Raw genomic sequence first — 18,315 nt, 5'->3', positions numbered from 1 at the left:
CCGAGGGCCGCGGCGAGGGCTCGTACGAGCCGCGTCGCGAGGGCGGCGGCTACGGCGAGCACCGCGGCTCCTACGCGGGCGGCGAGCGCCGCGGCGGCGGCCCCCGGTCCGCGAGCGGCCCGCACGGCAACCGCCGCTCCTACGGCGGGGGCGGCAAGCGCCGCGACGGCGGAGACCGCCGCGCCGCCCGCTACAACTGACCGACCCGAACACGCAGAAGCCCCCGTCCGCCAAGGACGGGGGCTTCTCCGTGCGCAGACCCAGTGCGGGCGCCCTGTGCAGGCCGGTCTTAGCCCTGTGCAGGCCCGGTGTCAGCCGGCTTCTTCGCGGAGCTTGTCCTGGAGGAGCTGGAGGCCTTCCAGGCCGTCCACGGAGAGGGCGGCGAGCTCGTCCAGCGACATCAGCGGGCTGTTGCGCAGCGGCGGCTGCCAGCCGTTCTCCGCGTCGTAGCTGCGCAGCACCTTGGCCGGGACGCCGCCGATGACCGCGTGGTCGGGGAACTCGCCGCGGACGACCGCGCCGCCCGCGACGGCGACGTTCCGGCCGAGCCGGGTGCCCGGCAGGATGATCGCGCCGGTGCCGATCCAGCAGCCGTCGCCGATGACCACCGGGTTGTTCTCCGGCCACTGCCGGCCGATCGGCATCGCGACGTCGCCGTAGGTGTGGTTCTGGTCGGTGATGTAGACGTTCGGGCCCGTGAAGACGTCGTTGCCGATCTCGATGGACTGGTGCCCGACGATGTGCGTGCCGCGGCCGAGCGAGCAGCTCGAGCCGATCTTCACGATGACGTCCGGGCCGAGGTCCAGGCCCGGGACGAAGCCCGCCGAGATCGTCACGTGCGTGCCGACGAGCGTGTGGTCGCCGATCGAGATCCACGGCTCGCCGTAGATCGCGCCGACCGGGAAGCCGATGCAGGCGCCCTCGCCGAGGTAGGCGAAGCGGCGCCGGCCCGGCGTGTGCGGGGTGATCTCGCCGTGCCGCTGGATCCACTGCCAGCCGGCGTGCACCGCCGTGTGCAGCCCGCGGCGGGCCCGGTCCCTGGCCCGGCCGGCCAGACGCTGCGCCATGGAGCGCGGATTCGGCGACATGGCGTTCACCGTACCGGTTGGTAGCAACCGGCGGAACGCGAGCCCGCGAGGACGCGGCGCAGGCGGGAACGCGAGCCCGCGAGACGCGGCGCAGGCGGGAACGCGGGCACCGCAGGACGCGGGGCCCGGCCGGCGAGCGGCACGGGCCCCGCGTTCGCGCGGACGGCGCGGACGGTCAGTGCGGCGAGTGCACCTGCCCGTCGACGTCGGAACCGGAGACGGTCATCGAGTCGGCCGACACGGCCTCCCCGTGCTCCCCGGAACCTCCGGCCATGTCGCGCATGGCGTCGCGCTTGGTCAGCACGATGCCGGCCATCCCGGCGGCCGCCACCATGCCCATCATCGCCATCATGGCGCCGCGCCGCGGCTTGGCCTTCGGCGGCTCCACCCGCTGGGCGACGTCGCCGAGGAACGCGCTCACCCGCGGGGCGAGCCCGGTCTCCACGTACCGCGCGGCCATCCGCAGCCGCGGCGCGCTCCAGCCGCGCACGACCATCAGCTGGTCCTGGGCGGCCGGCATCATCCGCTCCGCCATGGCGGACGCGCCCTCCTGGGCGCGTCCGGCGCCCTGGCGGGCCGCTTCCTGGACGCGGCTGAGCCGCGTGAGCATCTCGTCCTGCGGCTTCCGGCGGATACTAATCATTAGGGACACGCTAACCTCCCTGTTTGCGAGGTCCTGTCAGGCAGCCTTCCCGAGTGCCGGGAGGTAAACCCGTCGCGCACGATCGACCGATCACGCACCGTGACGGGTCCGGGCCTGGCCGGGACCCGAGGGAACGCACACAGATCCACTTCACGAGGAGGCGGCCAGCGTGGCCAACGAGACCTTCGCGACGCTCACCACGTCGCTCGGCAAGATCGTGATCCAGCTGTACCCGGAGCAGGCGCCGGAGACGGTGGCGAACTTCACCGAGCTGGCGGAGGGCAAGCGCGTCTGGACCGACCCGAGCACCGGGGCGAAGTCCGAGGCGCCGCTGTACAACGGGACGATCTTCCACCGCGTCATCCCCGGCTTCATGATCCAGGGCGGGGACCCGCTGGGCACCGGCACCGGCGGCCCCGGCTACAAGTTCAAGGACGAGTTCCACCCGGACCTGAAGTTCAACAAGCCGTACCTGCTGGCGATGGCGAACGCCGGGCCCGGCACCAACGGCTCGCAGTTCTTCATCACCACCGACAACATCGGGCAGGTGCAGCACCTGACCGGCCGGCACACCATCTTCGGCAAGGTCATCGAGGGCACCGACGTCGTCGACGCGATCAGCAAGGTGCCGACCGGCCGGCAGGACCGCCCGCAGAACGACGTCGTCATCGAATCGGTGACGATCGAGCGGCGTTAGTCGTTTCCCTGGGTGAGACCCAGCGCCGGCTGACCTCCGGCGACGGCCCGACGGAGACCGGATGAGCACAGAACAAAGTCCCGCGCCCGAGACCTCGGTGCCGACCTGCTACCGGCACCCGGGGCGGGAGAGCTATGTCCGCTGCACGCGGTGCGACCGCTACATCTGCCCGGAGTGCATGCGGGACGCGGCGGTCGGGCACCAGTGCGTCGAGTGCGTCGCCGACGGCAACCGCGGCGCGCGCGGTGCCGCCCCGCGAACGGCGCTGGGCGCGCGCGGTCCGGTGTCGGCGATGCCGGTCGTCACGTACTCGCTGATCGGCCTGTGCATCGCGGTGTACCTGGCCGAGCTGGCGTCGACGCGGGTCGTCACCGACTTCATGATGCTGGGCCGGTGGGTGCAGCCGGACGGGGAGGTCATCGGGGTCGCCGGGGGGCAGTGGTACCGGCTGGTCACGACGATGTTCCTGCACGAGCGCGGGGGGTCGCTGGGCTTCACCCACATCCTGTTCAACATGTGGGCGCTGTACGCGGTGGGACCGGCGCTGGAGCAGGTCCTCGGCCGGTGGCGCTACCTGGCGCTGTACCTGCTGTCGGGGCTCGGCGGCTCGGTGCTGCTGTACCTGGTCGACCCCAGCGGCGCGGCGGTGGGGGCGTCCGGGGCCATCTTCGGCCTGTTCGGGGCGTACTTCGTGATCGGCCGCCGGCTGGGCGCGCCCGCCGGCCCGATCGTGTTCCTGCTGGTGATCAACCTGGTGATCACCTTCTCGGTGAAGGGGATCTCCTGGGAGGGGCACGTCGGCGGGCTCGTCGTCGGCGCGCTGATCGCGCTGGCGTACGCGTACGCGCCGGCGGCGCAGCGGCGGCTGTTCCACCTCGGGATGCCGGTCGTCACGCTCGTGGCGCTGGCGGCCCTGGTGACGGCAAAGACGCTCGCGCTGACCTGAGGCCGCGGGACGGTCTCCCGGGCGCGCGGAAGCCGCCCGTGCCCCTCGGGGGTGCGGGCGGCTCTTCCGTGGACGGCTCCCGGCCTTCGAAGGCCGTTCGGTACCCGGCCTGTGGAAAACCTGGGGAAAGTCGGGGCCAGGGATCCCCAGCCTGTGGATAACTTTCGTGGATTGGTGCGCCGCGAAAGCGGGTATCCCGTCCGGATCAGCGCCAGCGGGTCGACAGCACCACGCCCAGGATGATCGCCACGAAGCCGATCCCCAGGTTCCAGTTGTGCAGGTCGGACATGAACGGCACGTTCGTGCCGGTGCTGGCCGTCACGTAGAAGACCGCGATCCAGGCCAGTCCGATCAGCCACAGCGCGACCATCGTCGGGACCAGCCAGCGCGGGCTGACCTCCGGCGCCTTCGACTTCTGCGGGGGCGTGTAAACGGCCTTCTTGCGCACTTTGGACTTGGCCACGGTGGGATCGTTCTCCTCGAGCGCCCGGCGGCCGGAGCGCCGGACCGCGCATGGGTGGTTTGTCGGTTAGCGTAGTCGCTGGTGAGCACTGTCTGATGAGCAGTTCTGGATGATGAGGGTACGGCGTTCGGCGTGGGGAAGCATCATCCCAGCTCTGACGCTCCTCGCGGGGACCCTGTTCGCGGCGAGCGCGAGCACGGCCCGCGGCACCAGCCTGCGCGACGAGGGCCGCACCCGCGTCACCGACCTCATCGGCGACGAGCAGCGCGCCAACCGCCGCGAACGCGACGACTACCGGCGGCTCCGCCGCGACGTCGACGCCCTCTCCCGCGCCGCCGGGCGCACCGACGCCCGCGTCAAGCAGGCCCAGGGCGACGCCGACCGGCTCGCCCCCGCCGCCGGCTTCACCCCCTACACCGGCCCCGCCGTCCGGGTGTCCCTGGACGACGCGCCGCAGCCGGCCGGCGGCCTCCCCTCCGGCGTCCGCCCCGACGACCTCGTCGTCCACCAGAGCGACGTCCAGGCCGTCGTGAACGCGCTCTGGGCCGGCGGCGCCCGCGCCATGCAGATCATGGACCAGCGGGTGATCGCCACCAGCGCCGTCCGGTGCGTCGGCAACACCCTCATCCTCCAGGGCGTCGTGTACTCGCCGCCGTTCCGGATCACCGCCGCCGGCGACCCCGCCCGCCTCCGCGCCGCCCTCGCCGCGTCCCGCGACATCGCGATCTACCGCAAGTACGTCCGCGCCTACGGCCTCGGCTACTCCGTGCACACCCTCGCCCGCGCCAAGCTTCCCGCCTACACCGCCAACGTGACCATGAAGCACGCTCATTAGCTGCAATCCCGGCCCAAGGGGCTCGCCTTGCGGCTCGCCCCTTGACCGTGCTTGGGCGAGCGCGACCTCGCTTCGCGAGCTTCCCGGTGGGGCTCGCCTCCGGCCTCGCCCCACCGGTCAGATAACGCGCTCGCGCGGCGGCTCGGGCACACTAGACGGGTCTTAACGCCCGGGAAGGGGGACGCGCGGTGCGGTTGGTGATCCGGGGGCTCGGCGAGCTGTGCATCACCGCGGGCGTCATCGTGATGCTGTTCGTCACCTACGAGCTGTGGGGCACCGGCCAGTACACCAGCGCCCAGCAGGACCGGCTCGGCAAGCAGCTCATGAAGTCCTGGCAGGCACCCAAGGTCACCACCGAGAAGGTGAAGCTCGGCGGCGGCCTCGCCATGATCCGCATCCCCAAGTTCGGGAAGAAGTACCACTACGTGATCATCGAGGGCGTCAGCATCCCCGACCTGCGCAAAGGCCCCGGCCACTACCCCGGCACCGCCCTGCCCGGGCAGGTCGGCAACTTCGTCGTCTCCGGCCACCGGACGACCTACTCCGCCCCCTTCAACAAGCTCGGCGAACTCGACCGCGGCGACGAGATCCTCATCGACACCCGCGACGACCAGTACGTCTACAAGGTCACCGACCGCCGCATCGTCAAGCCCACCGAGGTCGACGTCACCGCACCCGTCCCCTTCCACCCCGGCCGCAGGCCCACCGGCCGGACGATCACCCTCACCACCTGCCACCCGAAGTACTCCGCCGCCAAACGGATGATCATCTTCGGGGAGCTCGCGTCGGCCGTGCCCCGCGTCAAGGCCGGCGCCCCGTCCACCGCCGCCGGAAGGTAGGAGAGACCGTGTACGCCTGGATCTGGCGCCACCTCCCCGGCACCTGGCCCGCCAAGACCGGCATCGCCCTCGCCATCGTCGCCGCCCTCGCCGCCGTCCTCTGGTGGGGCGTGTTCCCCTGGATCGAACCCAAGGTCCAGATCGACCACGGCGTCGTCGACGGAACCCCCACCCCCACCAGCACCACGAAACCCGGCTGACCTGCGCTTTCGCCGCCCGGCCAGGCGCCCGCCGGATTCGTGAGAAAAATTCGGTTGAAACCCGTAACGTCTGAGACGCCCCACACGAAGACCTATCGAGGGCTTCCGCCATTGCCCCCGAGTGGCGGAAGCCCTCGTATCTATTTGCAGGGCCCTTGGCGTCAGGCGCTGGGGCGCCTTCCTTCGGCGGGCCCTGCGGGCGATCGCTGCATCGCTCCGGCTCGGCCCTGGGGGCCTCGCTGCGCGATCAAGTTCTCGCAAGCTCGAACTTGGCTTCGCACGCGATCGCAACCTGGCGGTCGCCGCATCCTTGGGTTACGGACGATCATCTGCTGCTCTGCGGTGGTGCGTTCGCTCGCTGGGCTTGCTGGTCTGGTGCGGGTTGCGGGCGGCTGTCTGCTGATCTTGTGGGCTCGTGGGGCTTGCTTCGCTTGCCCCCTGGGCCGCTTGAACGTTGGAGGGCCCGCCCCTTGCGGGGGCGGGCCCTCCAACGTTCGGTGTCTTGGTCAGTCGCCGTTGCCGAAGCCGGGGAACTGGGGGATCCCGGTCGTCGGGGAGCCCGTCGGGTTCGGGGTCGGCGACGGCTGCTGCGCCACGTAGATGATCACCGTGTCGCCGGGCGCCACCGTGGCGTCCTGGCCGGGCGACTGGTCGTAGACGAAACCGGTCGCGACCTGCTTGTCCGGCGGCGGCGTGCCCTCCTGCACCTTGCACTTCAGGCCGAGGCTCTCCAGCTTCGCGCAGGCGGCCCGCTTGCTGCTGTTGAACAGCGCCGGCACCTTCAGGTTGCTCGGCCCGTTGGAGATCACGACGGTCACCGTCGAGCGCGGCTTCACCTGCGTGCCCGCCGTCGGGTCGGTGCTGATCACGCTGAGCCGCGGGACGCTGTCGCTCGTCTGCACCGACTTCTCGACCTTGAAGCCCTTCTCCTCCAGCATGTTCTTCGCGACCGAGTACGGCTTGCCGGTCACGTCCGGGACCGCGACCTTCGGCACCGGCTTCGAGCCCTTGGAGATCAGCAGGACGACCGACGCGCCCTTGTCCAGGCTGGACCCCGGCTTCGGCGTCGAAGTGATCACCGAGCCCTTGTCGACGTCGTCGCTGTAGTCGGTCTGCGGCGTGCCGACCTTGAAGCCGAGCTTGGTGAGCTGCGCCGACGCGGTCTTCGCGTCCTGGCCGACGATCGACGTCGGAATGGCGATCTTGTCGTCGCCGCCTCCGCCGCCGCTCATCATCCAGCCGATCAGCGCGGCGCCGCCGATGAAGACCACCGCGAGCGCGATCCACAGCGCCGCCTTCTTGCCGGCGCCGCCGCGGTGCTCGAGATCCTCGTCGTAGTGGACGGGCGGCAGGGTGTAGTCGTCCGCCGGCCGCTGCACCTGCGTGTGCGCGCCGCCGCCCGGGTAGCCGCCCATGACCTGCGTGCCCTGCGGCTGCCCGCCCATGAGCATGGTGGACGCCGCCGTCGACGCCACCGGCTGGCCCTGCAGGACCCGCTGGATCTCCTGCCGGAACTCCGTCGCGTTCTGGTAGCGGTGGTCCGGGTCCTTCGCCATCGCCTTGAGAACGATCGCGTCCGCCCACTGCGGGATGTTCGCGTCGACCTGCGACGGCGGGACCGGCTCCTCCCGGACGTGCTGGTAGGCGATCGCGACCGGCGAGTCGCCCGTGAACGGCGGGCGGCCGGTGAGCAGCTCGTACAGCACGCAGCCGGTCGAGTAGATGTCGCTGCGGGCGTCGACCCGCTTGGCCTGCGCCTGCTCCGGCGACAGGTACTGGGCCGTGCCGATCACCTGGGCGGTCTGCGTCATCGTGGCGGCCGAGTCCGCCATGGCCCGGGCGATGCCGAAGTCCATGACCTTGACCTCGTGCTGCCGGGTGAGCATCACGTTCGCCGGCTTGATGTCGCGGTGCACGATCCCGCCGCGGTGGCTGTAGTCCAGCGCCCGCAGGATCCCGTCGGTGATCTCCAGCGCCTTCTCCGGCAGCAGCGCGCGGTTCTCCCGCAGCAGGTCGCGCAGCGTGCTCCCGTCGACGTACTCCATCACGATGTAGGGGATCGGGGTGTCGCCGATCATGTCCTCGCCGGTGTCGTACACGGCGATGACGGAGGGATGGTTCAGCGACGCGGCCGACTGGGCCTCGCGCCGGAACCGGGCCTGGAACGTGGGGTCGCGCGCCAGGTCGGAGCGCAGGGTCTTGACCGCGACCACGCGATCCAGACGCAGGTCACGGGCACGGTAGACCTCGGCCATGCCGCCGCGCCCGATCACCGTGTCGAGCTCGTAGCGGCCGCCGAGCAGCCGAGGTTGACTCATATGTGCACTTTCCCTCGTACGTCTACACCTTGTGGTCCGAACTTAGCTCCCCGCTCTGCGTGGGCGAGGGATCCGGGCTCGGAGTTGACGGAGTCGTGGTGTTCGCCGTCGGTGTCGGTGTTGGCTCAGGGGCGGTGGGAGTCGCCCGGGACGGTTTCGTGGTCGGCTTGTGCGAAGGAGACGCGTGGCGGCTCCGTGGCGTTGACGGACGGATCCTATGTGTCCGGTGCGGCCGGGTGACAGCCGGTGTGGGGGTCTGTGTCCGGTCCGCGGATGGTCTGCCGGGATCAGTGGCCGGAACGTCGACGCTGTCACCGCCGACCGGGCTCATCACGGGGGCCCGCGGCGCGTCCCGCCGGTCGCGGGCCGCACCCGACGCGCCCTTCCACAGCGAGCCGGCGACGATGGCTCCCACCACCAGCAGCACGGCGGCGACCGAGGTGAACGCCAGTACCGTGCGCCGTTGCGCGGTCACTGTCCCGGTGGTGAGGTTATCCTCCGCACCGTCTGCGTCAAATCCCGACAAAGCGGATGATCGCGTGGTCCGGTCCGGGGCGGGCCCCGTGCGCGGCGCCGCCAGCGGATCGACGACCGCCGGGCGCTCCGCGGCGGCCCGGCCGTCCCGCGACCGGCGGCCCGTGCTCAGCGACCGGCGGATCGCGAGGGCCCGGTCCGCGACCGCCGTCGCCCCGTCCGGACGGTCCGCCGGGTCCTTCGCCAGCATCTCCATGATCAGCGCCCGGGCCGGCGCCGGCACCCGCGCCGGCAGCTCCGGCGGCGCGTCCCGCACGTGCTTGAGCGCCACCTCCACCGGCGTCCGCCCGTCGAACGGCGGCTCCCCGGCGAGGCACTCGTAGGCCACCACGCCCAGCGAGTACAGGTCCGCGGCCGTCGTGATCCCGCTCGCCGACGCCTGCTCCGGCGAGATGTAGTGCGCCGTCCCCATGACCATCCCGGTCGCGGTCTGCGACGCCGCCGCCAGCCGCCGGGCGATCCCGAAGTCGGTGATCTTCAGGGTGCCGTCCGGCGACACCATCAGGTTCGCCGGCTTGACGTCCCGGTGCACGATCCCCGCCTCGTGCGCCACCGCCAGGGCCCGGCCCGCCTGGACCAGCAGGTCCAGCACGGCCTCCACCGGCAGCCCGCCGTCGCGGACGAGGATCTCGTCGAGCGGCTCGCCCGGCACCAGCTCCATCACCAGGAACGTGCGGCCGTTCTGCTCGCCGTAGTCGAACGCCTGCGCGATCCCCGTGTGCTGCAGGCCCGCCGCGAACCGCGCCTCCGACTCGAACCGGGCCCGCGCCGACACGTCCCCGCCGAGCTCCAGCCGCAGCAGCTTCACCGCGACCGGACGGCCCAGCGACTCGTCCCGGGCCCGCCAGACCTCGCCCATCCCGCCGACGGCCAGCCGCTCCAGCAGCCGGTACCGGTCTTTCAGGACGAGGCCCGCGCTCACTTCTTCAACACCTGGCGCATGATCGCCGCGGCGATCGGGCCCGCGCCGGTCGCGCCGAAGCCGTCGCCCTCGGTCATCACCGCGAACCCGTAGCGCGGGTTGTCGGCCGGGGCGAACCCGACGAACCAGCGGGCGTTCGGGATGCCGGGGCCCTGCTCCGCCGTACCGGTCTTACCGGCGACGTTCATGCCCTGCAGGTTCTTCGCGGTGCCTCCCTGGACGACCGCGCGCATCATCTCCTCGAACTGGGACGCCTGGTCGCTCGACAGCGGCTGGCCGTACTCCTTCGGGGAGGCGGTGTACAGCTCGCTCTGGTCCTTCGCCCGCACCGTGTTCACGACGTAGGGGTTCATCAGCTTGCCGTGGTTCACGATCGCCGACGCGACCATCGCCATCTGCAGCGGGGTCGCCCGCACGTTCTCCTGGCCGATACCGGACCGCGCCGTCGCGTCCCGGCCGGTGTGCTGCTCCTTGCCGTCGGCGTCGGTGTAGTTCACCGGCACGTCGCTCTCCGCGGCGGGCATCTTCGGCTCGATCGTCACCGACTTGCCGAACCCGTACTCGGCGGCGCCCTTGTTCAGCCGCTCGATGCCGAGCTGCAGCGCCAGCCGCCCGAACGAGGTGTTGCAGGACTGGGCGAACGCGTCCTTCATCGGCGCCTGGCCGCCGCAGGCGCCGGTGTCGCTGTCGTTCGGCAGGTTCGTGCCCGACTCCGGCAGCCGCAGCGGGGAGGTGTCCAGCGTCGTCTGGTCGTTCATCCCGAGCTGGTTCATCGCGGCCGTCGCCGTCACCGTCTTGAACGTCGACCCGGGCGGGAACGTCTGGCTCAGCGCGTTGTCGTTCAGCGGCCGGATCACGCCGCTGCCCTTGTTCAGCTGCTCCAGCCGCTTGACGCCCTTGTCGCCGGTCTGCGGCGCCACCTCGTTCGGGTCGAAGGACGGCCACGACGCCGCCACCTGCACCGCGCCCGTCTTCGCGTCGATCACCACGGCGCCGCCGCGCCGGCCCGCCGCCGTCTTGGCCTTCAGCTGCTCGTACGCGGTCCGCTGCGCCTGCGGGTTGATCGTCAGCTCGACGTTCGCGCCCTCCGGCTTCTTGCCGATGAACGTGTCGAACCAGTGCTGGCTGGCGATCCGCTTGTCCTTGCCGCCGAGCAGCGAGTTGTAGGCCCGCTCGACCTGCGTGGCGTTCCCGTTGAAGTACCCGGTGACGGGCGCGAACACCGGCCCGTCCTTGTACGTCCGGCCGTACTTCGGGTTGTCCTTGCCCGTCGGCGTGGACGTGACCAGCACCTCGCCGCCCGCGGAGATCTGCCCGCGCGGCGAGTTGAACACGTCCTGGTACTGCCGCGCGTTGTGCGGGTCGGTGCGCAGGCTCTCCGCCTCGCTGCCCTGGACGTAGTTCACCTGCGCCATCAGCCCGAAGAACAGCAACATCCCGAAGACGGCCACCCACCGGATCGGCTTGTCCATGTTCATGGAGCGGAGATCACCTCGTGCTCACGATCTGGGTCATGCCCTCGTCCTGGATGGCCTGCGGGGCGGGCTTGCGCGCGTCGTGGCTCATCCGCACCAGGATCGCGATCAGGATCCAGTTCGCCATCAGCGACGAACCGCCCTGCGACAGGAACGGCGTGGTCAGACCGGTCAGCGGGATCAGCTTGGTCACCCCGCCGACGATCACGAAGACCTGCAGGCCCAGCACGAACGAGACGCCGCCCGCGAACAGCTTCAGGTACGGGTCCCGCGCGGCCACGGCGGTCTTCATGCCGCGCTGCACGATTAAGGCGTAGACGAGCAGCAGCGCCATGAGCCCGGTCAGCCCGAGCTCCTCGCCCATCGAGTCGAAGATGAAGTCGCTGAACGACAGCGGCGTCTGCCACGGCTGGCCCTGCCCGAGCCCCGTGCCGAGCACCCCGCCCTCGCCGAGCGCGAACAGCCCCATCATCAGCTGCCGGCTGTCGGAGTACTCGCCGCCGAGCTTCGCGCAGGCCGTGAAGCCCGGGTAGCCGCTGCCCGCGGCCTTCTCCTTCTTGTAGATCGTCGTGTCCGGGTTGACCGGGACGACCCTGCCGCTGTCCAGCAGGCAGCCGCCGTCGAAGTACGGCTTCGGGTTCTGCCAGATGTCGATGCGCTGGTTGACGTGCGCCATGAACGGCAGCTGCGTCGCGACGAGCACGCCCACCGCCAGCAGCCCGACGCCGATCGCCACCCACGACACCCGCTGCGTCGCGATGTACAGCATCGACACGAACAGGCCGAAGAACAGCAGCGCCGTGCCGAGGTCCTTCTGCATGAACAGCACGCCCAGGCAGAAGAACCAGATCACGACGATCGGGCCGAGGTCGCGGGCGCGCGGCAGGCTGAACGGGCCGATCTTCTTGCCGATCAGCGACATCGCCTGCCGCTTGTTCACCAGGTACCCGGCGAAGAACACCACCAGCAGCAGCTTGGCGAACTCGCCCGGCTGCACCGACAGCGGCCCGACGTGGATCCACACCCGCGCGCCGTTGATCTCCGCGCCGATGCCCGGCACGATCGGCAGCAGCAGCAGGATGATCGCGATCAGGCCGGTCAGGTACGTGTAGCGCTGCGCGGTCTTCGGCGTGAACGACAGCGGCGCGTCGGTCTTGGTGGTGTCCCGCATGATCAGGACCGCGGCCACGAACAGCCCGATCCCGACGAACGTCCACAGCAGCTGGCCCGGCGCGTCCGCCGCGTCCTTGATCAGCTTCTTGCCGGCCAGCTGCGCGGCCTTCTTGGTGTCGCTGGTGTCCAGGTCGAGCCGGTAGATCATCGCCAGCCCGAGCCCGTTCAGCGCCACCGCGAGCGGCAGCAGCAGCGGGTCGGCGTACGGCAGGAACTTCGCCTGCACGAAGTAGGCGGCGAGCGCGAGCACCACCAGGCCGCCGCCGATGGTGAACAGCCCCGCGGGGATGTGCCCGTCACGGGCCAGCCCGACCTCCGCGAACGCCGACAGCGTCAGCACCATCGCGAACGCCAGCAGCGCGAACGACGCCGCGTTGCGCCGCTGGTAGGGCAGGACCGCCCTGATCTGCTCCCCGAGCGAGTTCATCTATGGCTACCCCCGTCGGAGGGGCAGTCCTTGATGGTGGGGTTGCTCCCCTTGCACGCGTCGCGGCGGGCGCCGAGCTCGCGCAGCTTCGCCTCGGCCGCCTGCTGCCCGATGAACGCGAGGCCGCCCTTCGTCACCGCGGTCGCGTCCGACGTCGGCAGCTCGCTCAGCGGGATGTCGCTGTTGGTGATCTTCTTCTCCTGGCAGTTGCGCTGGCCCTGCCCCTTGACGACGACGACCTTGCCGGACTCCTCGGTCAGGACGTACTTGCACACCCGGTTCTTCAGATCGTCCAGCGCGGACGGCCCCGACACCGTGTAGGTGCCCTTCACCTGCGCCTGCAGGTCCAGCGGGAGGTCCGCGACCAGGATCGGCGGGTTCGGCTGCTTGTCGGCCTTCCGGGACAGGCTGATCAGCGGGACCTTCTGCGTCGTCCCCCGGTACAGGACGACCTTGCCGCCCTCGGAACCGATGTAGTAGCCGTTCCGGACGTTCTGGATCAGCACGAAACCGCCCGCCACCACGGCCACCACGACGACGCCCGCCACCACGATCAGCCACGTCCACCGGCGCGCGCCCCCGCCGCGCCGCCGCTGCGGCGCCGCCATCGGCTCCTGCATGCCCTGCGGCATCGCGCCGGGCGGCCCCGCCATCGGCTCGTTCATCGGCATCGGCGCCGGCGGCGGCATCTCGTCCACCGCGACCGGCGGCTGCGGCATCGTGTCCCGCAGCTGCGCCGCCCGCCCCGCCGGGGTGTCCGCCACCGTGACGTTCGGGCCCGTCCCGCCGCCCGGCGGCTCCGGCGGCGCCGCGTTCGCCGCCGCGCCCACCGCGTGCCCCGGACCGCCCGTCGGCGGATGCCGCTCCAGGTCCACCACGTCCGCGACGACGCAGGTGATGTTGTCCGGACCGCCGCCCCGGTTCGCCAGGTCGATCAGCTGCCGGACCGCCTGCTCCGGCTCGTCCACGTCGGTCAGCACCTGGAAGATCGTCTCGGCCGTCACCACGCCGGACAGGCCGTCCGAGCACAGCAGGTAGCGGTCGCCGACCTTCGTCTCCCGCAGCGACAGGTCCGGGTCGACCTCGCCGCGGCCGTCCAGCGCGCGCAGCAGCAGCGACCGCTGCGGGTGCGTCGCCGCCTCGTCCGGGCTGATCCGGCCCTCGTCCACCAGCGACTGCACCAGCGTGTGGTCGTGCGTGATCTGGAAGAGGCTGCCGTCCCGCAGCAGGTAGGCGCGCGAGTCCCCGATGTGGACCAGCGCGACCTGGTTGCCCGCCCACAGCATCGCCGTCAGCGTCGTTCCCATGCCCTGCAGGGCCGGGTCGGACTCCACGATGCGGTGCAGGTTGTCGTTGGCCGTCTTCACCGTGTGCTCGAGCGCGGCCAGCAGCTCGTTCGCGGGCAGGTCCTTGTCCAGCCCGCGCAGCGCGTCGATCGCGGCGGCACTGGCGATCTCGCCGCCGACGTGCCCGCCCATCCCGTCGGCCACCGCGAGCAGGTGCGCCCCCGCGTACGCCGAGTCCTCGTTGCCCTCGCGCAGCATGCCGACGTCGGAGCGCGCGGCGTAGCGGATTCCCAGTGTCATTTGCGCAGCTCGATCACGGTCTTGCCGATACGGACCGGTACGCCGGGGGGCACCGGCATCGGCCGGGTCACCTTCGTGCGTCCGAGATATGTGCCATTGGTCGAGCCGAGATCTTCCACGATCCACTGACCGTCCTGCGCATAAAGTCGGGCATGCCGGCTCGAAGCGTAGTCGTCGGTCACCACGAGCGTGGCGTCATTGGCGCGACCGATGGTGATGGGCACCCCCGTGAGATCGATGACGGTGCCGGCCCGCTCGCCCTGGACGACCACGAGCTTGCTGGGGGCGCCGCCCTGGGCGCCGCGGCGCGACGGCGGCGGGGGCGCCGCCGCCATCTGCGGCCGGCCCGCCTTCGGAGGACGGGGAGGCTGGGCCGCCCGGGTGGCCGCCTTCGTCGCCGCCTTCGAGCCGAACAGGTCGGCCCTGATCACACCGACGGCCGCGATGACGAAGAGCCAGAGCACCGCGAGGAACGCCAGCTTGATCAGCGTGAGGGTGAAATCGGACATCGGAGTCGGGGTTACTCCCTATCGCGGCGGAACACAAGGGTAGTGCGGCCCATCGTGACCCGGGAGCCGTCCACCAGCGTCACCCGCCGGATCGGCTGCCCGTTCACGAACGAGCCGTTGGTCGACCCTAGATCCACGAGCACGATTTCGGGACCTTCTACGCGGATCTCGGCATGGTGCCGGGACACGCCCGGATCGACGAGACGCAGGTCGCAGTCGGTGCCGCGGCCCAGCAGGGTGACCGGAGTGTTGATCTCGTAAGTGCGCTGCGTGGTGTCGGATCCCTCCACGGCGGTCGTCACCAGGAGCCGCGGGTTGCCGGCGAAGGCGCCGCCCCGCCCGCCCTGCGGCACGTCGCTCACCGGCTGGCGGATCTCCCCGCCCTCCACGGTGGACCCCCTGATCACACCGGACCGGATGCGGAACATGCCCGTGGCGAGGTCCCCCGCGTTCTCGAACCGGACGCGCACCGGACCCACGAAGGAGTACCCCTGCTCCTTCGCGTACTCGCGCGCCAGATTCGCCAGCTCCTGGCTCAGGCTGTCGGCGTACACCTGCAGCCGCTGCCCGTCCTGCTGAGAGATCTCGACGACGAAGTCGTTCGGGACCAGCGTGCGGCCCTGCGCCACGATCGCGGCCCGATCGTCCATCTCGCGCTGCACAGCACTGGCCACCTCGACCGGCTGCAGCTCCGACTTGAAGGCACGGGCGAAGGCCCCTTCGACCATGCCCTCGAGCCGTCGCTCGAAGCGCTGAATGACGCCCACGGGCACCTCCTCTCCCCACTGGTAGACGATCGTATCGGTGCGAAGGTTCGCGAGAAGTATCCGAGTACCTAACCACTGCTGCGACCGTGCTAGCCTTTTCAAGCGCCCGGAGACGGGACGACACCCTGGGCGGGTGGCGGAACGGCAGACGCGCACGGTTCAGGTCCGTGTGTCCGAAAGGATGTGAGGGTTCAAATCCCTCCTCGCCCACTCAGGGGTACAGACGAAAGTCGTAGCCCCACAGTGACGAATCAGACCCCGGAGCGGCAAGCTCCGGGGTCTTCCTCGTTACCGGGGCCAGTCTTCTGTGACCCCTGAGACCCAAGTGACGGCCGCGCCGGCGAGTACCCTGGGCCCCAGGTCTGATTTGTGGTGGTGTGCCGGGCGTCGTCAGGGCCGGGGGTTCAGGCGCCGGCGCCGCCGTCGACGGGCAGGATCGCTCCGGTCACCATCGAGGCCCTGTCGCTGAGGAGCCACGCGGCGGCCTCGGCGACCTCGCGGGGCCGGGCCATCCGGCCGAGCGGGGTCGCCGCGTTGTTCGCCTCGATGATGCCGGGGGACACCGCCTCCCACTCCTCGATCATCTCCGTGGCGGTGCCGCCGGGGGTGATGCCGTTCACGCGGATCCCCTCCGGCCCCCAGGTGGCGGCGGCGGTCTCGGTGATGCTGTTGAGCGCGCGCTTCATCGCGCCGTAGGCGGGCAGGGCGGGGTTCGCGCGGCGGCTGCCGATGCTGGAGGTGTTGACGATCGCCCCGCCACCGCCCCGGCGCATGAGCGCGGCCTCGGCCTTCATGGCGGTCCAGTGGGCGCGGAAGTTCACGGCGAACTGCTCGTCGATGTCCTCATCGGCGGTGGTGTCGAGCGGGCCGGGCCGCTGGCCCGCCGCGCCGTTGTTGAAGGCTCCGTCGAGCCGCCCGTGCAGGTCCTCGACGCGGTCGACCGCGGCGCGGATGCCCGCGGGGTCGGCCAGATCGAGAGCGACGGCGTCGGCGACGCCGCCGCCGGCGCGGATCTCCTTCACGATGCGCTCGAGGGCGTCGGTGCCGCGGGCGGCGAGCACGACGGCGGCGCCCTCCGCGGCGAACAGCCGCGCCGCGGCCGCCCCGATGCCGCGGCTGGCGCCGGTGATGAACACGACCTTGCCGGACAGCAGGCCGATGGGTGCGATGTCGATGTCGTCGGTCATGGCACCGAGTGTCAGGCCGCCTGCCAGCCCGGATGCAGGCACAGGTGGTACCAGGATCCACCGCCGTGCAGCGCGCACACTTGGAGTATGGACAAACGGGAACTGGGCGCGTTTCTGCGCAGCCGCCGCGAGCGGCTCCAGCCGCAGGACGTCGGCCTGCCCGCGGGCCCGCGGCGCCGCACGCCGGGGCTGCGCCGCGAGGAGGTGGCGGTCCTCGCGCACATCTCCACCGAGTACTACGTCCGGCTCGAGCAGGGCAGGGCGCCGCGTCCCTCGGGGGAGGTCCTCGCGGGGATCGCGGGCGCGCTGCGGCTCACCGGCGCCGAGTCCGATCACCTGCACGTCCTGGCGGGCACGGCGCCCAGCCGCACCGGGCTGCACCGGCGCGACGTCCGCCCGAGCATCCTGGCGCTGCTCGAGCGGCTGCCGCAGACGGCCGCCTTCGTGATGTCCGCCGCGTTCGAGGTGCTCGCGTGGAACGACCTCGCCGCCGCGCTCATGGAGGACTTCGCCGAACTCGCCCCGGGGGACCGCAATCTCGCGCGCCGGGCCTTCCTCGGACCGGCGCGCCCTGACGCGACGCTGTACGGGGTCTCCGACGCCGCGGAGTTCCGGCACCAGGTCGTGATGGGACTGCGGTCCACCCTCGCCCGGTACCCGTCCGACCCCGCCGTGACCGCGCTCGTCGACGAGCTCCGCGCCGGCAGCCCCGAGTTCGACCGGCTCTGGCAGCGGCACGACGTGCAAGCCGCGCCGATGCTCACCAAGACCTTCCGGCACCCGGTCGTCGGGGAGATCACCGTGGACTGCGACGCGCTCGCCCTCACCGACCGCGACCAGCACCTCGTGCTCTACAGCGCGCCCCCGGGATCGCCCGCCGCCGAAGCTCTGGCCCTCCTGAACGTCCTGGGAGCCGAGTACATCAAGGCGAGCAAGCCGCTTTGACCGAGCCGGACCTTCGCCCCACCGCCGGCGGTCAGTCCATGGTCGGCTGGTGCAATGGAGGCAGGGCGTCCGGCAGCCCGAACGTCGCGAACAGTGCCGGGTCCTGGCGGTTGGCGGCGGCCGGTACGACACGGATGTCGGCGCGCCGCCGCCATTCCCGGGGCGGCGTCCGCCGAGATCGGCACCGGTCACGCACCCTTCGGTGAAGCCCCAGGCGAGTGGCTGGACGCGGCTGAGTACATGACCCGAACCGGATGAGCACGTGCGCCCATGCCCTGGGGCCCTCCTGGCCGATTCACTTTTCCTATGGCGACACAGCACTCTCCGGCGGCCCTCGGTTCGGCTGCCACTCGACGTGATCGTGATCCTCAGGCCTGGGTGGCGCCGCTCCTCGCGACGGTGCTCGTGCTGCTGCTCGGCCCAGCGGCCCTGTTTCTCGGGGGGCTTTCCGCCATGGCGACCGATTCCTGCGGCCCCGACGACTGCTCGCCGGCGTTGATGAGGCACCTGGACCTGATCTACGGCATTCTCGAGTTCGGTTGGCCCGTTGTGCTCGCGGCCATCGCGACCGCGTGGCTGTTGCCGTGGCGGCGGCGCTGGTCGGCCGCGCGGGCGTGCTCGGCGCTGGCGTCGCTGATGCCGCCGCTGCTGGTGCTGGTGCTGGTGTTCACGCTCCCCGCATCTTGATCCATCAGTTCCGCGCCGCAGCCCTGGGCGTTCGCTGTGCAGGTGCCCTGTCGCCAGTGTTCGGTGGACGCTCG

18 protein-coding genes, 1 tRNA gene and 1 pseudogene are annotated in these 18,315 nt (G+C 71.2%); 9 read left to right on the top strand and 11 right to left on the bottom strand.

Translation table 11 applies throughout. The features are described 5' to 3' along the window. Positions 1-200: pseudogene (locus F9B16_RS50990) on the top strand (DEAD/DEAH box helicase); the annotation flags it as partial. Positions 201-311: 111 nt separating this feature from the next. On the opposite strand, the gene F9B16_RS20425 reads toward F9B16_RS50990, so the two are convergent. Together F9B16_RS20425 and F9B16_RS20420 are read right to left on the bottom strand one after the other, a co-directional pair. Then, complete coding sequence (locus tag F9B16_RS20425) at positions 312-1,088, bottom strand: acyltransferase (protein WP_151541699.1); 777 nt, start codon at positions 1,086-1,088, stop codon at positions 312-314. Positions 1,089-1,263: 175 nt separating this feature from the next. Then, positions 1,264-1,731, bottom strand: coding sequence for a hypothetical protein (locus F9B16_RS20420; RefSeq protein WP_151541698.1), 468 nt, complete (start codon positions 1,729-1,731; stop codon positions 1,264-1,266). A 169-nt stretch (positions 1,732-1,900) separates the two neighbouring features. On the opposite strand from F9B16_RS20420, the gene F9B16_RS20415 reads away from it, so the two are divergent. Both F9B16_RS20415 and F9B16_RS20410 read left to right on the top strand, forming a co-directional pair. After that, a complete protein-coding gene (locus F9B16_RS20415; RefSeq protein ID WP_151541697.1) occupies positions 1,901-2,428 on the top strand; it encodes a peptidylprolyl isomerase in 528 nt (175 codons plus the stop codon). A 61-nt stretch (positions 2,429-2,489) separates the two neighbouring features. Next, positions 2,490-3,374 carry a rhomboid family intramembrane serine protease gene (locus F9B16_RS20410; RefSeq protein ID WP_151541696.1) on the top strand — a complete coding sequence of 295 codons (885 nt, stop codon included), beginning with the start codon at positions 2,490-2,492 and terminating at the stop codon, positions 3,372-3,374. 205 nt (positions 3,375-3,579) lie between these two features. Here F9B16_RS20410 and F9B16_RS20405 read toward each other — a convergent pair whose 3' ends face one another. After that, positions 3,580-3,837 (bottom strand): cell division protein CrgA, encoded by a 258-nt coding sequence (locus F9B16_RS20405; protein WP_151541695.1) that lies wholly within the window; start codon positions 3,835-3,837, stop codon positions 3,580-3,582. Positions 3,838-3,946: 109 nt separating this feature from the next. Between F9B16_RS20405 and F9B16_RS20400 the strand changes: the two genes are divergently transcribed. From F9B16_RS20400 to F9B16_RS20390, 3 genes are all read left to right on the top strand, one after another. Next, complete coding sequence (locus F9B16_RS20400; RefSeq protein ID WP_151541694.1) at positions 3,947-4,672, top strand: DUF881 domain-containing protein; 726 nt, start codon at positions 3,947-3,949, stop codon at positions 4,670-4,672. Positions 4,673-4,860: 188 nt separating this feature from the next. Next, positions 4,861-5,511 (top strand): class E sortase, encoded by a 651-nt coding sequence (locus F9B16_RS20395; RefSeq protein WP_225991799.1) that lies wholly within the window; start codon positions 4,861-4,863, stop codon positions 5,509-5,511. A gap of 8 nt (positions 5,512-5,519) precedes the next feature. After that, positions 5,520-5,711 (top strand): hypothetical protein, encoded by a 192-nt coding sequence (locus F9B16_RS20390; protein ID WP_151541693.1) that lies wholly within the window; start codon positions 5,520-5,522, stop codon positions 5,709-5,711. A 506-nt stretch (positions 5,712-6,217) separates the two neighbouring features. Here F9B16_RS20390 and pknB read toward each other — a convergent pair. From pknB to F9B16_RS20355, 7 genes are read right to left on the bottom strand one after another with little or no spacing between them, the layout of a single operon-like run. Further along, complete coding sequence (pknB, locus tag F9B16_RS20385) at positions 6,218-8,029, bottom strand: Stk1 family PASTA domain-containing Ser/Thr kinase (protein WP_151541692.1); 1,812 nt, start codon at positions 8,027-8,029, stop codon at positions 6,218-6,220. Between the two features lie 22 nt (positions 8,030-8,051). Continuing rightward, positions 8,052-9,485, bottom strand: a complete 1,434-nt coding sequence (locus tag F9B16_RS20380) for a serine/threonine-protein kinase (protein ID WP_151541691.1) — start codon at positions 9,483-9,485, stop codon at positions 8,052-8,054. Further along, the gene (locus F9B16_RS20375; RefSeq protein ID WP_151541690.1) at positions 9,482-10,963 is read right to left on the bottom strand and encodes a peptidoglycan D,D-transpeptidase FtsI family protein; all 1,482 of its coding nucleotides are present in this window, start codon (positions 10,961-10,963) and stop codon (positions 9,482-9,484) included. The genes F9B16_RS20380 and F9B16_RS20375 overlap by 4 nt, the downstream gene beginning before the upstream one ends. Before the next feature lie 10 nt (positions 10,964-10,973). Further along, the gene (locus F9B16_RS20370; protein ID WP_151541689.1) at positions 10,974-12,560 is read right to left on the bottom strand and encodes an FtsW/RodA/SpoVE family cell cycle protein; all 1,587 of its coding nucleotides are present in this window, start codon (positions 12,558-12,560) and stop codon (positions 10,974-10,976) included. Continuing rightward, positions 12,557-14,146 carry a Stp1/IreP family PP2C-type Ser/Thr phosphatase gene (locus F9B16_RS20365; protein WP_151541688.1) on the bottom strand — a complete coding sequence of 530 codons (1,590 nt, stop codon included), beginning with the start codon at positions 14,144-14,146 and terminating at the stop codon, positions 12,557-12,559. Before F9B16_RS20365 ends, F9B16_RS20370 begins: the two co-directional genes overlap by 4 nt. Further along, the gene (locus F9B16_RS20360) at positions 14,143-14,655 is read right to left on the bottom strand and encodes an FHA domain-containing protein FhaB/FipA (protein WP_151541687.1); all 513 of its coding nucleotides are present in this window, start codon (positions 14,653-14,655) and stop codon (positions 14,143-14,145) included. The genes F9B16_RS20365 and F9B16_RS20360 overlap by 4 nt, the downstream gene beginning before the upstream one ends. Positions 14,656-14,666: 11 nt before the next feature. After that, positions 14,667-15,422 carry an FhaA domain-containing protein gene (locus F9B16_RS20355; protein ID WP_151541686.1) on the bottom strand — a complete coding sequence of 252 codons (756 nt, stop codon included), beginning with the start codon at positions 15,420-15,422 and terminating at the stop codon, positions 14,667-14,669. Positions 15,423-15,549: 127 nt separating this feature from the next. Here F9B16_RS20355 and F9B16_RS20350 point away from each other — a divergent pair. Then, positions 15,550-15,632: transfer RNA gene (locus F9B16_RS20350), tRNA-Leu, on the top strand. Between the two features lie 194 nt (positions 15,633-15,826). Here the strand turns inward: F9B16_RS20350 and F9B16_RS20345 are convergent. Then, complete coding sequence (locus tag F9B16_RS20345) at positions 15,827-16,609, bottom strand: SDR family NAD(P)-dependent oxidoreductase (protein WP_151541685.1); 783 nt, start codon at positions 16,607-16,609, stop codon at positions 15,827-15,829. An 87-nt stretch (positions 16,610-16,696) separates the two neighbouring features. Here F9B16_RS20345 and F9B16_RS20340 point away from each other — a divergent pair, with 87 nt between their 5' ends. Together F9B16_RS20340 and F9B16_RS20335 are read left to right on the top strand one after the other, a co-directional pair. After that, positions 16,697-17,554, top strand: coding sequence for a helix-turn-helix transcriptional regulator (locus tag F9B16_RS20340; RefSeq protein ID WP_151541684.1), 858 nt, complete (start codon positions 16,697-16,699; stop codon positions 17,552-17,554). 378 nt (positions 17,555-17,932) lie between these two features. Continuing rightward, positions 17,933-18,241: a hypothetical protein gene (locus F9B16_RS20335; RefSeq protein WP_225991798.1), complete on the top strand. Its 309-nt coding sequence runs from the start codon at positions 17,933-17,935 to the stop codon at positions 18,239-18,241. Positions 18,242-18,315 lie beyond the last annotated feature (74 nt).

This window comes from Actinomadura montaniterrae, from assembly GCF_008923365.1.
Taxonomy (GTDB): Bacteria; Actinomycetota; Actinomycetes; order Streptosporangiales; family Streptosporangiaceae; genus Spirillospora; species Spirillospora montaniterrae.
The sequence above is the reverse complement of the archived record's forward strand: the minus strand, read 5'-3'. Positions and strand labels throughout refer to the sequence as shown.